At 42.7% G+C, this 13,505-nt stretch carries 12 protein-coding genes; 1 reads left to right on the top strand and 11 read right to left on the bottom strand.

Features of this window, described 5'->3' with window-relative positions:
• Nucleotides 1-230: 230 nt before the first annotated feature.
• The 11 genes from ypfJ to CKV81_RS07375 form a co-directional block, all read right to left on the bottom strand.
• The gene (gene ypfJ / locus CKV81_RS07425) at nucleotides 231-1,085 is read right to left on the bottom strand and encodes a KPN_02809 family neutral zinc metallopeptidase (protein ID WP_095071970.1); all 855 of its coding nucleotides are present in this window, start codon (nucleotides 1,083-1,085) and stop codon (nucleotides 231-233) included.
• An 87-nt stretch (nucleotides 1,086-1,172) separates the two neighbouring features.
• On the bottom strand, nucleotides 1,173-1,682 hold the full coding sequence (gene ribH / locus CKV81_RS07420) for a 6,7-dimethyl-8-ribityllumazine synthase (protein ID WP_095071967.1): 510 nt from the start codon (nucleotides 1,680-1,682) through the stop codon (nucleotides 1,173-1,175).
• 4 nt (nucleotides 1,683-1,686) lie between these two features.
• Entirely contained in the window at nucleotides 1,687-2,388 is a 702-nt protein-coding gene (locus CKV81_RS07415; RefSeq protein ID WP_095071965.1) for a YfgM family protein, read from the bottom strand.
• A gap of 91 nt (nucleotides 2,389-2,479) precedes the next feature.
• Nucleotides 2,480-3,016 carry an adenine phosphoribosyltransferase gene (locus CKV81_RS07410; RefSeq protein WP_095071962.1) on the bottom strand — a complete coding sequence of 179 codons (537 nt, stop codon included), beginning with the start codon at nucleotides 3,014-3,016 and terminating at the stop codon, nucleotides 2,480-2,482.
• A gap of 1 nt (nucleotide 3,017) precedes the next feature.
• A complete protein-coding gene (locus tag CKV81_RS07405) occupies nucleotides 3,018-4,175 on the bottom strand; it encodes a hypothetical protein (RefSeq protein ID WP_095071960.1) in 1,158 nt (385 codons plus the stop codon).
• Nucleotides 4,176-4,245: 70 nt separating this feature from the next.
• The gene (locus tag CKV81_RS07400; RefSeq protein ID WP_095071958.1) at nucleotides 4,246-5,577 is read right to left on the bottom strand and encodes a quinol:cytochrome C oxidoreductase; all 1,332 of its coding nucleotides are present in this window, start codon (nucleotides 5,575-5,577) and stop codon (nucleotides 4,246-4,248) included.
• 14 nt (nucleotides 5,578-5,591) lie between these two features.
• On the bottom strand, nucleotides 5,592-6,278 hold the full coding sequence (locus CKV81_RS07395; RefSeq protein ID WP_095071956.1) for a c-type cytochrome: 687 nt from the start codon (nucleotides 6,276-6,278) through the stop codon (nucleotides 5,592-5,594).
• The gene (locus CKV81_RS07390) at nucleotides 6,271-6,792 is read right to left on the bottom strand and encodes a DUF3341 domain-containing protein (RefSeq protein ID WP_095071955.1); all 522 of its coding nucleotides are present in this window, start codon (nucleotides 6,790-6,792) and stop codon (nucleotides 6,271-6,273) included. Before CKV81_RS07390 ends, CKV81_RS07395 begins: the two co-directional genes overlap by 8 nt.
• Nucleotides 6,779-8,173 (bottom strand): NrfD/PsrC family molybdoenzyme membrane anchor subunit, encoded by a 1,395-nt coding sequence (nrfD, locus tag CKV81_RS07385; RefSeq protein WP_095071953.1) that lies wholly within the window; start codon nucleotides 8,171-8,173, stop codon nucleotides 6,779-6,781. Before nrfD ends, CKV81_RS07390 begins: the two co-directional genes overlap by 14 nt.
• Nucleotides 8,174-8,191: 18 nt before the next feature.
• Nucleotides 8,192-11,356, bottom strand: coding sequence for a TAT-variant-translocated molybdopterin oxidoreductase (locus CKV81_RS07380; protein ID WP_095071951.1), 3,165 nt, complete (start codon nucleotides 11,354-11,356; stop codon nucleotides 8,192-8,194).
• A 22-nt stretch (nucleotides 11,357-11,378) separates the two neighbouring features.
• Entirely contained in the window at nucleotides 11,379-12,755 is a 1,377-nt protein-coding gene (locus tag CKV81_RS07375; protein WP_095071949.1) for a c-type cytochrome, read from the bottom strand.
• A 187-nt stretch (nucleotides 12,756-12,942) separates the two neighbouring features.
• Between CKV81_RS07375 and CKV81_RS07370 the strand changes: the two genes are divergently transcribed.
• A complete protein-coding gene (locus CKV81_RS07370) occupies nucleotides 12,943-13,497 on the top strand; it encodes a sporulation protein (protein WP_095071948.1) in 555 nt (184 codons plus the stop codon).
• The last annotated feature ends 8 nt before the right edge of the window (nucleotides 13,498-13,505 follow it).

Below are 13,505 nucleotides of genomic sequence, written 5' to 3'. Positions count from 1 at the left end.
AAAATTAATGTAGGCGGAATTGGGTTATATTAAATCTTGCGGCCGTTTGTTTTTTCATATTTCAAGTGGTGGACTTGCCTTCAGAAATACATTCTATTGGGAAGGGTATTATTAATTCATTTAGCAAGCTTCAGCAATTTAGTTTTCAAATAAGTAAAATTTTAATTTCATTAAAAATAAAAAATCCTTCACGAAAACGGAAGGAATCTCTAAATCTGTTTGTTGAAAAATTATCTCAGCAGCTGGTCGAAAGTATTTCCCTGACGTATATCTCCAGAGTTATAGCCTTTCATAAACCATTCTTTTCTCTGTGCCGAACTGCCATGCGTAAACGCTTCCTGATTTACGTAGCCCTGGCTTCTCTTCATGATATTGTCATCACCTACAGCTTCCGCAGCGCTTATAGCCGCATCAATATCGCCCGGTTCCAGGAATTTTTCCCTGTTATCGGTATATCTGGCCCAAAGCCCCGCATAGAAATCCGCCTGAAGTTCAGTAGCTACGGATACTCTGTTCAAATCTGCTTCGGAATATCTTCCGCTCCTTCTCAGTTGTTCAGTTTTACCTAAAGTGCCCAATACATTCTGTACGTGGTGTCCCATTTCATGAGCCAGAACGTATGCTACGGAGAATTCAGTTACTTTTGCACCGAATCTGTCCTGCAGTTCCTTGAAGAAACTTAGGTCCATATAAACCGTTTCATCATTCGGACAGTAGAATGGCCCCATCGCAGCCTGCGCCGTTCCACAACCCGATTGCGTTATTCCTTCGAACATTACTACCTTGGCCGGCCTGTACTGCATTCCGTTTTCCTGGAATATTTTTGTCCAGGTCTGTTCGTTTTCAGCTGTAAGCATACTGATAAACTGTGTTACCTGTTTTTCTTCTGCAGAAAGTTCGCGCTGTTCAGTTTGTGGCCCTGCGCTCCCCATTCCCGAAGATAAAATTGCAGAAGGGTCGCCTCCCAAAAAGAAAATCACTGCCGCAATGATCAGGGTTATTAGTCCGCCTCCGAGTAATCCTCCGCCGCCGCCCATTCCACGACGGTCTTCCACATTACTGCTTCGGTCTTCTGTCCATTTCATAAAGTATAGTTTATTTTTATCGCAGATAAAATTACAAAATATAAAAATACGGGATTAGCAAAATTCAGTACAATTATTACAATTTTATCAGAAACCGATGTGAGCTTTCCTGCCCGAAAGATTTTTTTTGAAGTCGATCATTTTCAGGGCGGTAACGGCAGCTTCCACACCTTTGTTTCCCAAGTTGCCACCGCTTCGTGCAATGGATTGTTCCTTGGTGTCATCAGTAAGAACGCAGAAAATGGTCGGCGTCTCTGTAAGTATGTTACAGTCCTTTATTCCTTGTGCTACCGCCGAACAAACGTAATCAAAATGCGGTGTTTCACCACGGATCACGCAGCCAATGGCAATCACTGCATCAAACTTTCTTTCTTTACACAGCTGCATTGAAGCGTAAGAAAGTTCAAAAGCTCCCGGAACAGGATACAGTTTTATGTTTTCTGTTTTTACGCCTTCTTTCTGAAGAATTTCCAAAGCGGCATCGCGCAGGTTGAAGGTCACAAAATCATTCCACTCGGAAAACACAATGCCGATGTTGAACTCATCGGCATTAGATATTTGCAGTGGCTTGTAATCTGAAAGATTTACTGTTGCCATATTTTTAAAAATATTTTACCATTTCTATGTAAGAATCAGACATTCCGTTGTCGTATTCTTTGTATTTTTCATCAATTGAAGAGAAGTATTTCTTAGCCTCAGCTTTTTTCTTCAGTGCCAAAGCCATGATTCCCGCTTTTCTGGTGAAGTAGTAAGACGTGTAAGGGTCGTCTGAAGCCGATGAAGCTTTATCCAAAAGTGAAAGTGCATCATCAGCCTTGTTAAGATTAGCTGACGCGTCTGCCATCGCCCCGTATTTTAGAGCCATCAGGATTTTATTGTCCGAAGAAAAATCATCCAGTAAGTCGTATGCTTCTTTGAATTTGCCTTCTTTAAACTTCAAAAGTCCGGCGTTATATGCAGAAAGTTTACCTGCATCTGTGTTGGAGTAGTTGTTGTACGTTCCCAGGAAACCAGGATTTGCAGCAGATTTGCCGCCCAATGCTTCAGGTGTTTGATTATTCTGAAGTTTTGCGATAGCCGCGAGGTAACCTTTTGTCGCTTCTTCATTTTTAGGAGCAATCACAAACTGCTGGTATGCAAAATATGCTAAAACCAACAGAACCAAACCTCCGAAAATCATTGAAAGAAGTTTCGAGTTTTTCTCAACGAAACGCTCTGTCTGTAGCGCTTCTCTGTCAAGATCTTTGAAGAACTCTACCGTTTCTTTCCCTTCAACTTCGTTTGTCTTTGTATTTTTTGCCATAATTTTTTTTGAATGAGGTGCAAATTTAATTGTTTCTGAATGATTTACAAAATAAAGCTGATGAAATGTAGTATCAGCGGCGTTCTTCTCCTTAATATTCTAATACAGTGTAAACTTCAGCATTAAATTTTTTCAGTCTTTCAGCACCATTGAGGTCTTTTAAACCTATAAGAAAGCTGAATTCTGAAACTATGCCGCCCTGTTTTTCAACAAGCCGTGCCGCAGCCTCTGTTGTTCCGCCGGTTGCCAATAAATCGTCATGGATCAGGATTCTTTGGCCCGGTTTCAGCTGGCCTTCACGCATTTCAATTTCTGAAGTGCCGTATTCCAGGTTATATTTTTCAGAAACGAATGGCGGTGGCAGTTTCCCTTTTTTGCGAATTAGGATGAAAGGTACTTCGAGCGCTACCGCAATTGCAATTCCGAAAAGATAGCCGCGGCTTTCGATTCCGCAAACGGCATCAACTTTCCCGCGGCTGAAATTGGCCAGGTCTTCAATCACCTCTTCGTAAAGTTTGGGATTGAGAAAAATTGGCGTGATATCTTTGAACTGAATTCCCGGTTGTGGAAAATCAGGGATATTCTGAATGGTCTGCTCGAGCTTGTGTATGAGTTCCTTTGAAGCCATTTTAATTAATGTTATAGCTTGAAATTTTCCATTCACCGTTTACATTTTTCAACCCGAAAGTTACCTGCAAAGCCGTTGTTTTGCCATCTTTACTGGTCACATCATAAGTTCCGCCCACTGAGGCGGAATTGGCACCTGTAGATTTGGTTGATATGCTTTTTACGTTTACATTTTTCACGCCGCCAAAACCGGAAGTAGGGTTTGAGAAAGTTTCATAAGATCCCCAGTTTGGATTTTCAGAAACCTCATAGGCGCCGCGAAGGTTTTGGGCACCAAGATTATTGAGGAAGCGAGTTACGGTAGTCTTCGGGTCACCAGCTGGAGCAGGAGATACCGCGTCTGTGGAAGAAGGTTGGTTTGTGCCGCCGGAAAGGTCATCCGGCACAGCAGGCACAGTTTCTACAGGTTTAGCCACTTGTGGCATCAGTAAGGCTTTTGGATTTACTGCAAGGCCGATTTTTGACATTTTATAATCCTTATTGGTGGTTTTTACAGTGACCGAAACGTCTATTTTGTTGTCTGATATTTTCTGCGAAGGCAACGCTTCCATTCTCAAGGTAAATCCACGGAAATCGTTATCCTGCATGAGATTTTTAGAAGTCAGAATTCGGTTACCGTTACTGAAAACTTCCAGTACCGTTTCCAGCGCAGCGCCTGAAAATTCTATCGGTTTTCCGGCGGCATCCACCAGTCTGGGAATCACCTGGATTGCTTTGGGACCGAGCACAGAATCTTTTAAAGTTTCAAAAGTTGTAAGGCTCAGAGATTTTGCTTTAATATCATTGGGATCGAATTCAGTGGCTTCGTCGGCCCCGAAGATATTCATTTCGCCAAGTGACGGCGGGCCCGTGCTGGTCCACGCAATGCCGTGTTTTTGCGCAGTTTGGTCTGCCATGGCCAGAATCTCTGGAACTTTTTTTCCGTTTAAAAGTTTTCCCAGTGCTGAAAGTTTTTCCACGTCTGATTTACCTTCGACCCCAAAAGTCTTCAGGATGTACAGTGCTTCACTAAACTTGACCTGCTGAAGGGTATTGAGCCTGGAAGCCATATCATTAATACTTGACTGAAAGGTCTTGGTATTGGTTGCATCTACAGAATCTTTTTTGCAGGATGTAAGCCCAAGAAGGAGCAAAAGCAGCAGGAAATATAAACGTCTCATATTCGTGATTTTATACAAAAATAAAAAAATCCCGACAATATTGCCGGGATTTGATTATCTGGTTGCCTTTTTAGAAAGGATATTCGTAAATCTTGGATTCGTGCAGGAAAGGGTTTCCTGTAGGAATAAGTTTAAGTTTTGTAAGCATGGTCATTACTACGAAGATAAACAGACCTACGAAGAATACCACTGCTCCAATGACCAACATGAGAACCGCGGCGTTTCTCCAGTAAGGACCAACCGTTCCCGGCATTACCATATTGAAGTAATCTACGATGTGACCGATGATTACCACAACTGCCATGATTGTAACCACTTTATAATTTCTCTTGATGCTTGAGCTTACCATCACCAATAAAGGCGCTACGAAGTTTAATAAGAGCATTGGCAGGAATGTTTCCTTATAGTGTTCAAATCTTCCAAAGAAATAGTTCACTTCTTCAGGTACGTTGGCATACCAATAAAGCATGAACTGACAGAACCATGTGTACGTCCACAGCATTGAGGTTGCGAAAAGGAATTTCCCTAAATCGTGTAGGTGATTGTCATTGAATTCCGGCAAGAATCCTTTTCTTTTAAGATAAACACTAACCAGAATGATCAGGGCAATTGCACTGGCAAGGCAGCTCACCATTGCATACCAAACATACATTGTAGAATACCAGTGGTGGTCGATCGACATTAACCAATCCCAAGCCCAGCCTACGGAAGCAAATCCGAAGAATACAATGTATCCTACCGCCCATCTGTAAAGCATTTGGTAATCTCTTCTGTCTTTAGTTTGGTCAACTTTTTTAGATTGAGATCTAAGTTTCCAGGCAAAGAAAGATGCACCTGCTACGTATAAAATATTTCTGAAAACATACCATCCTACATTGAGGAATTTGCTCTTTTCTAAAGTAAGAACGTCAAAGTTAGGGCTGTTCGGATCAACCAAACTCGGATCCATCCAGTGGAATAAATGTCCGATGTGCATTACATTCAGAACCATGATGATAAGAAGCACTGCGCCGACCCAAGGGATAAATGAAGCGATTGCTTCCATCACTCTTGTAATGATGATTGACCAACCTGCGTGTGCCGCATGCTGAATAGAGTAGAAAAACAATACACAGCAAGAAGCCGCAAAGAAGAATACTGCAACAAGGTGAAGCGCAGCCAATGGCTGGTTCGCAACCTGCATCATTGCGTGCTCCAGGTGAGCAGAATGATCCTGCGGGCCTACAGTTTCGCTTGAGTGTGTAGGTGCCGTGTGACCGGCACTGTGTACCGCCTCCATCATATGTTCTACAGACGCCTGATCGTAGCTTTTATTAATGAAGTAACCAGCTGCAAAAAGAACCAATCCTGCAATAATAAGAATTATAGAAGTTAATCTTAATTTGGGTGAAAAACTATACATTTTTTGTCTTTTTATTATTTAGTTGCTGTAGAATCTGTTTTTGGTGCAGCAGCATCACCGGCCGCCGGTGCTGTCATACCACCTTTAAACGCGTTCATCACGTACATTGATACTCTCCATCTGTCGCCAGGATTCAGCTGGCCTGCGTACGAACCCATTGCGTTTCTACCGTTTGTAAGAACGTAGTGCACGCTACCTACAGTGATTTGTCTGTCTGCATAATTAGGAACTCCGGAATATGCACCGCTGGCTACAATAGGTCCCTGCCCGTCACCACCAGTACCGTGGCACGCCGCACAGGTTCTTTCGTAAAGTACTTTTCCTCTTTCCAGATCTTTTGCAGAATTTGCCGGATTTAGTGGAGAAGCAGTAACCATTTTAGAAGCGTCGTAGCCTGCATTGTATTCATCAACATTTTTAGGAAGAAGCGCTTCCTCAAAAACGCCGTCTTTGTTTTGAGCAACTGTACCTTCAACAGGAGTTAAGCCTGTAGCACCGTTCATCTTTACGAAAGCCGGAATTTCATTGTCATGTTTAGAATATGCATCTTCCGCTTTCTGCAACGGATCATAAGCTACGGGAAAATACATATCGGGAAAATATACCATTGGGGGATTTCCTTTCCCGCAAGAAGTTAATATTAAACCGGCAAAACCTAAGACTGTTGTAACTTTTAAAATATTCTTTTTCATCTTAAGCATCTTTTACGGATATTTCTTCAGCACCTGTTTCTACAAGAAGCTGTTTGATTTTTTCTACATCGTCACTCACAAATTCCATCATGAATTTGTCATCTGTAGTACGCGGATCTGGGTTTTGTGGTGCAGCCCCCGGATACATTTTATTTCTTACAAGAAACGTAAGGGACATCATGTGTGCAGCACAGAATACCATCAGCTCAAACATGGGAACTACGAAAGCAGGCATATTGTGACCCCACCAGAATGCGGGCTTACCACCAATATTTTGAGGCCAGTCGTGGTTCATCATATACCAGGTAGTCAGTGCTCCGAGGGTAACACCATATACCGCATACATAAAAGCAGCATCTGAGATTCTGGTTTTTTTAAGTCCAAGAGCCTTATCCAGGCCGTGAACCGGGAATGGTGTATAAACTTCGTTGATATCGATTCCTTTTTCTCTGAAAGCTTTTACGCCGCTCATCAAATCGTCGTCGTCAGCGTAAAGGCCGTATATAATCTTAGTGGTGCTCATCTCCTTCTTTTGCTTTATAAGTTTCACCTGAAATTTTCAAAATAGATTTCAATTCAGCCTGTGCAATTACAGGGAATGTTCTTGCGTAAAGTAGGAATAATACGGAGAAAAATCCTATAGTTCCTAAATAAACTCCTACATCAATGATGGTCGGTTTAAACATCGTCCATGCTGAAGGAAGGTAGTCTCTGGAAAGGTTGATTACGATAATGTCGAAACGCTCGAACCACATACCGATGTTGATGATCAGTGCCACGATGAATGTCCAGATAATATTGGTTCTAAGTTTTTTGAACCAGAATGATGCAGGAACAACAAGGTTACATATAATCAACGCCCAGAATGCCCACCAGTAAGGACCGGTTGCTGCACCGGGAGTAAGGTACGCAAAGTCTTCGAATCGTGAACCTGAATACCATGCTACGAAATATTCTACCGCGTAAGCTACAGTTACCATTCCTCCGGTAACGATGATTACGATGTTCATGATCTCGATATGGTACATGGTGATGTAATCTTCAAGGTTTGCCACTTTTCTTGCAACAAGGAGAAGCGTCTGTACCATCGCGAATCCCGAAAAAATAGCACCTGCCACGAAGTACGGAGGGTAGATTGTTGAGTGCCATCCCTTGATTACCGATGTGGCGAAGTCGAAGGATACAGTGGTGTGTACCGAGAATACAAGTGGAGTTGCCAAACCTGCAAGAACCAAAGAAAGTTCTTCGAATCTTTGCCAGTGTTTTGCTTTACCGCCCCAGCCAAACGCCAGGAATGTGTAGATTTTTTTTGTCCACGGCGTCTTGGCTCTGTCACGGATCATCGCAAAGTCTGGGATAAGCCCCATGAACCAGAATACTGTAGATACCGAGAAATAAGTAGAAATCGCGAATACGTCCCAAAGCAGCGGTGAGTTAAAGTTAGTCCAAAGTGAACCGAACTGGTTTGGAATAGGGAATACCCAGTAACCAACCCAAACTCTACCCATGTGAATTACCGGGAAGATTGCGGCCTGTACAACGGCGAAGATCGTCATCGCTTCAGCAGAACGGTTTACCGACATTCTCCATCTTTGTCTAAATAATAATAATACTGCGGAGATCAGCGTTCCGGCGTGGCCAATACCTACCCACCATACGAAGTTGGTGATATCCCAACCCCAGTTAATGGTTCTGTTTAGTCCCCACGCTCCAATACCGGTACCGATAGTGTAAGCGATGCAGCCGAATCCGTAGATAAAAAGAACAAGAGCTGCGTAGAATGAGATCCACCATAGTTTGCCTGCTCTTTCCTCGATAGGTCTTGCGATATCTTCGGTGATATCGTGATAAGTTTTGTGACCAATAATTAAAGGTTCCCTAATCGGGGCTTCGTAATGTGACATTTTTTACCTTATTATTATTTAAACTTTGTTTTCTTTTCTGTTTCTCACTTTGGTATGATAGAAGACGTTTGGTTTGGTGCCAATCTCTTCAAGAAGTGTGTATCTTCTGTTGCTTGCATAAAGCTCCCTTACTTTCGAAGTCTTGTCATTCATATCCCCGAACTGTAATGCCCCCGTAGAGCAAGCTTTCGAACAAGCTGTCTGGAACTCACCATCCTTGATCGTTCTGCCTTCTTTCTTCGCTTCAAGAATTGTTGTCTGCGTCATTTGGATACACATTGAACATTTTTCCATTACCCCTCTTGTTCTTACTACAACATCAGGATTAAGAACCATACGTCCTAGATCGTTGTTCATATTGTAGTCGAACCTGTCATTCAGAGCATAGTTGAACCAGTTGAACCTTCTTACTTTGTACGGACAGTTGTTTGCACAGTATCTTGTACCAACACATCTGTTGTATGCCATTTGGTTCTGGCCCTGTTTACCGTGAGAGGTTGCTGCAACCGGACAAACCGTTTCGCACGGAGCGTGGTTACAGTGCTGGCACATCACCGGCTGGAAGATCACATCCGGATTTTCTGCCGGATCGATCAGGATATCATAAACCTGCGGAACATTAAGCTTCTTGTCAAGCTGTTCCTTAGTAGTGATTTTTTCTTTTGCAGAATAGTAGCGGTCGATTCTCAACCAGTACATATCTCTGGACATCCTTACCTCTTCTTTACCAACAACCGGTACGTTGTTTTCAGCCTGGCAGGCGATGATACACGCTCCACATCCTGTACAGGAGTTCAGGTCTACAGAAAGGTTGAAGTGCGGACCGTCTGTGTCGTCGAATTCATCCCAAAGGCTGATTTTTCCGGCAGGGGTAGACTGAGTTAAAGTATGGTATTCCAGAGGAATGTTCCATCCCCGCGGATGTCCGTTTTCGATGGTTTTATCGTCATAAGCCACATTAAGGAAAGTATCCAGAGGAACTTCTTTGGCAATGTCATAACGTCCCATCAGGGTATTCTGAAGCTGCATTCCTGCAAATTCATGCATTCCCGATACTTTTTCGATTTTTACATTCGATAGGACCGTATTGTAACCGTCGAATAGTGGGTAAGCATTCACACCTGTTTCTGCAACTTTTCCTGAATCTTTTTTACCGTAACCAAGAGCCAGACCTAATGATCCGTCTGCCTGACCAGGTTGAATGAAAACAGGAACATCTTTTAGAGTTACACCGTTTACGGTTAGGTTCACCTTTGAACCGTCTAGCTGCATTCTTGCATTAAGATCGTTTTCAAGGCCTAATCTTTCAGCGTCTTTTGGAGAAACGGTGAGATAGTTATCCCAGGAAAGTCTTGTAATAGGATCCGGTAACTCCTGCAACCAAGGGTTGTTGGCCTGTGTTCCGTCACCGATTGATGTATTGGTGTAAAGTACAAGTTCAAGATCAGAAGCTTTGAAATTGCTTAATTCAGCTATAGCCTGTGCGCCGTTTCCGCCGCTGTAGCCCATATTTCCGCTTCTTTGCACTGTTACCGGAGCGACAGCAGCCTGAGTCTGTACAGAAGTGCTGTCCGTTTTTACGGTATTTGTGGCAGCAGATGCTACAGCAGAAGCCGCAGTTACGGATGCTCCGTTGATACCGTTATAAAGCCCTTTGTTGAAGCTTGTTCCGCCTAACAGAGTGGTCGCATTTGCTTTAAGGTAATCGTAATAATTGTTTGCAGGATGTCCTTTACCGTTAATCCAAACTAAAAGAGATTCCTCAATCTGTCTTGGTTTGAAAACTTTAGAAATCGTAGGCTGCATAAGGGAGTAAACTCCGGTTTGCGGTGTAAGGTCTGCCCAAGACTCTAACCAGTGCGCCAGCGGGATTACCACTTTTGCAGCTTTGTACATTTCGTTTTTCTTATCAACAACAGCGACTACGTGAGGAACTTTTGCCAATAATTTCTGGAAATCTGCACCTTTGTTTGATGAGTAAACAGGGTTAACGTTGTTAGCGATCAGTACGCCAACCTGACCTGTGTTCATCCAAGAAAGGAATTCGTTATATCTTGCTCCGTCGAATTCCTTCAATAGGTTGGATTTTCCTGTGAAAGCGTTGGAGCCTAATTTTTGATTGATTAAGTGCGCTAAAACATAAGCCGCTTTGGAACCATCAGCGAAAACAACCGCTTTGCTTCCTTTAGCCTGCAGTTCTTTAGCAATTTTTGCAGCTTCTCCGCTTACCGCAGCTCCGTTTAGAGCATTGTAAACGTCAACCAACATTTTGTTCGCTGCACTTGGTTTCACTCTGATTCTTTCGTCAGCATTAGCACCGGTAAGAGACATGTTGGATTCTACCTGAATGTGTCTCAACATGTTTGCGCCAGGCTTTTTAGCCGCTGCGTATGAAGTTTCAAGGCTTCCGCCGTTATAATTTCCAAGGAAGTCCGCATGGAAAGAAACCACAAGTTCAGTTGCAGAAAGGTCGTAAACCGGGAGGCTTCTTTGTCCGAAAACTTCCTGGGCTGCATCCAGAGCCGCAGCATGTGAATATGCGTCGTAAGTTACAAGTTCTGCAGCAGGATACTTCGTTTTGAAATCTGCGAATAATTTTTTGAACGTCGGTGAAGGGTAAGAGTGTGATAAAAGTACAATCTTTTTACCGCTTCCCTGAGCTTCATTAAGAGCCTTTAGAACGTAATCGTCAACTTTATCGTAAGTTTCGTCTTTACCGTTTAGTTTTGGCTGCTTTACTTTATCATTGTCATAAAGTGAAAGTACGCCGGCCTGAATTCTGGCACTTGTTTTCCCAAGTTCGTTTGCTGCAGGATTCGGATCAATTTTGATGGGCCGTCCTTCTCTTGTTTTTACCAAAACGCTTGCGAAATCCGAACCGTCAAAATATGAAGTTGCGTAATAATTCGGAACACCCGGAATGATGTCGTGAGGTTTTACTACGTAAGGAATGGTCTTAATTACCGGAGCCTCGCACGCAGCCAAAGTAACAGCTGCAGTAGAGAATCCCAATAATTTAAGGAAATCCCTTCTGGAAGTCCCGGAATTATTCATCTTCTCGGCATCTCCCAGAAATTCATCAACCGGAATTTCTTCCTGAAACTCTTTTTGAGCCAACTTCTGAGTAAGTGTTGGATCTTTCAGTTCGTGAATACTTCTGAATTGTATTTTGTTTGAAGCCATTTATACTTCTGATTTTTTGTTATTAATAGTGACATTTACCACACTCAAGACCACCGATAGCGTCTACTGTAATCTTACCTTCAGTTTTAGGATACTGTTTTTTAAGTTTCTCGTGAAGGTTCTTGAAATACTCCTTGTTGTATCCGTTGTTCATATCTACTTCTGTAGTTCTGTGACACTCGATACACCATCCCATTGTAAAATCGTTGGCCATCTGTACCACGTTCATGGTATCAACTTTACCATGACACGCTTTACAAACCACATCGATCTGGTCGTTAGGATTTTTCTTGTTGTGTGAGCTGATGATCGCCTGTTCGCCTGCTACAACGTGCTGTGCGTGGTTGAAGTAAACGAAATCCGGCATATTGTGGATTCTAACCCATTCCACAGGCTGTGGTTTGTTTTTGTAAGACTGGCTTTCCGGATCCCAACCTGTAGCAGCGTAAATCTTCTGGATTTCACCGTCGTAGAAAGCTTTGTCTTTACCAGGTTCCATATAGGCTCCTTTGTATTCAGAAATGTTTCTGTGACAGTTCATACAAACGTTCATTGAAGGGATTTCTGATACCTTGCCGTATTTCGCGGAGGAGTGGCACATTTGGCAGTCAATCTTGTTTTCACCTGCGTGGATTTTGTGAGAGAAATAGATTGGCTGATCAGGCTTATAACCTTTGTAAACGCCGATTCCCATTAATGAATTCCAAACGCCATAGAATGCAAGCAGTGCTAAAACACCTAAAAGCGCCTTACCGACAAAATGGTATTTTTTGTATAAATCCCCTAAAGAGTAAGCTCTGGTAGCATTAAGTTCAGCAAGCTCTTCTGTCTGGTTCAGTTTTACGAGCTGTCTCAATCGCATCAGCAGCCATATAAGCAGACCTGCGATTACCAGAAGGGAGATTATAAGAATTTTTGAATTTGTACTTTGTTTTTTTGCCTCTTCCAGTGCAGCAGCCGAGTTTTGGTCCTGTGCTGTGCCAGTTGCTGCAGCGCCTGCTGCTGGTGCCGGTGCCGGCGGATTTGAAGTGTAGGCAAGAATGTCGTTGATGTCCGTATCAGAAAGATTTGGGAACGGAGTCATCGCCGTTTTGTTGAATTTTTCGTAAACCTCATTAGCGTATTTGTCGCCGGATTTACGCAGGGCTTCGTTGTCTTTAATCCACTTGTGAAGCCAGTCCGTATCCAGATTTTGTTCTTTTTTCAATCTGTCTACAACACCTCCCAAAGCCGGACCAACCAATTGCTTGTCTAATGTGTGACATGCGGAACAGTTCGTTTTGAAGAGTTTTTCACCATTGGCAGGATCACCTTCCTGTGCGTGAACTGAAGCGGTGGTTGTTAGCAATAAACCTATTGCAACCAACCCCTTTTTGTAATGCTTTCTCCAACTAATCATTTAAATAATCTTGGGTTAGTAAAATTGATGGTATACATTCAATTCTGCAAAAGTAAGCTTTTTAACAGTAATTTAACAACCCCCAAAAACAGGGTTTACGGCTTTTCTTATAATTTGGAATTGTTCTAAATAGTAGGTTTTTGGTATAATTTTTATTTGTATTAAATTTGCCCAAAATAACTTCTTGATGAAAAACTTTCATAAATATTTGGTTCTCGTTTTTGTAGCAGTTTTTTATAAAATTGATGCACAGCAGGTTACAAAAAATGATACCATTTCGGGGACTCCGCTTATAATTTCTATGGACAGAAATATCAGCGAATCTCTGGAAAAACTCGAGGAAAACTGTGCACTTGCCAATGTAAGAGCGGCAGAGCGCAGGAATTATGATTCCGCGGAGAGAAATACCAACACGGAGACGCGGAGAGAGACGAAGACTGTTGCAAGCAGAGCGATGACTACCGCAGAGATCTGCAGGCAAAATCCGAGAATTTTGGGTGTTAAAATACAGATAGCTGTAGTGAAGAGCAATGAAGAAGCGAACGAGGTGAAGTCCTATTTCAGAAGAAGGTTCCCAAGCATAAAAGTTGAAACCGATGCATCCCTGAGGCCAAACTATAAAATCCTTGCGGGAAGTTATTTCAACAAGGGGACGGCTGCCGGAGATTTAGCAAGAATCAGGCAATATTTCAAATCAGCAATCCCGGTTCAGTACAGAGTTTTCTGTGCAGAAGCGAAATAATTTTTAAT

The organism is Chryseobacterium taklimakanense (genome assembly GCF_900187185.1).
GTDB lineage: Bacteria > Bacteroidota > Bacteroidia > Flavobacteriales > Weeksellaceae > Planobacterium > Planobacterium taklimakanense.
This window is presented reverse-complemented; position numbering and strand designations above follow the sequence as displayed.

What these genes read in the sequence shown, in the direction of transcription:
- ypfJ (WP_095071970.1), bottom strand. Translation starts at nt 1,085, where the DNA reads ATGAAATGGACAGAAGACCGAAGCAGTAATGTGGAAGACCGTCGTGGA.
- ribH (WP_095071967.1), bottom strand. Translation starts at nt 1,682, where the DNA reads ATGGCAACAGTAAATCTTTCAGATTACAAGCCACTGCAAATATCTAAT.
- CKV81_RS07415 (WP_095071965.1), bottom strand. Translation starts at nt 2,388, where the DNA reads ATGGCAAAAAATACAAAGACAAACGAAGTTGAAGGGAAAGAAACGGTA.
- CKV81_RS07410 (WP_095071962.1), bottom strand. Translation starts at nt 3,016, where the DNA reads ATGGCTTCAAAGGAACTCATACACAAGCTCGAGCAGACCATTCAGAAT.
- CKV81_RS07405 (WP_095071960.1), bottom strand. Translation starts at nt 4,175, where the DNA reads ATGAGACGTTTATATTTCCTGCTGCTTTTGCTCCTTCTTGGGCTTACA.
- CKV81_RS07400 (WP_095071958.1), bottom strand. Translation starts at nt 5,577, where the DNA reads ATGTATAGTTTTTCACCCAAATTAAGATTAACTTCTATAATTCTTATT.
- CKV81_RS07395 (WP_095071956.1), bottom strand. Translation starts at nt 6,278, where the DNA reads ATGCTTAAGATGAAAAAGAATATTTTAAAAGTTACAACAGTCTTAGGT.
- CKV81_RS07390 (WP_095071955.1), bottom strand. Translation starts at nt 6,792, where the DNA reads ATGAGCACCACTAAGATTATATACGGCCTTTACGCTGACGACGACGAT.
- nrfD (WP_095071953.1), bottom strand. Translation starts at nt 8,173, where the DNA reads ATGTCACATTACGAAGCCCCGATTAGGGAACCTTTAATTATTGGTCAC.
- CKV81_RS07380 (WP_095071951.1), bottom strand. Translation starts at nt 11,356, where the DNA reads ATGGCTTCAAACAAAATACAATTCAGAAGTATTCACGAACTGAAAGAT.
- CKV81_RS07375 (WP_095071949.1), bottom strand. Translation starts at nt 12,755, where the DNA reads ATGATTAGTTGGAGAAAGCATTACAAAAAGGGGTTGGTTGCAATAGGT.
- CKV81_RS07370 (WP_095071948.1), top strand. Translation starts at nt 12,943, where the DNA reads ATGAAAAACTTTCATAAATATTTGGTTCTCGTTTTTGTAGCAGTTTTT.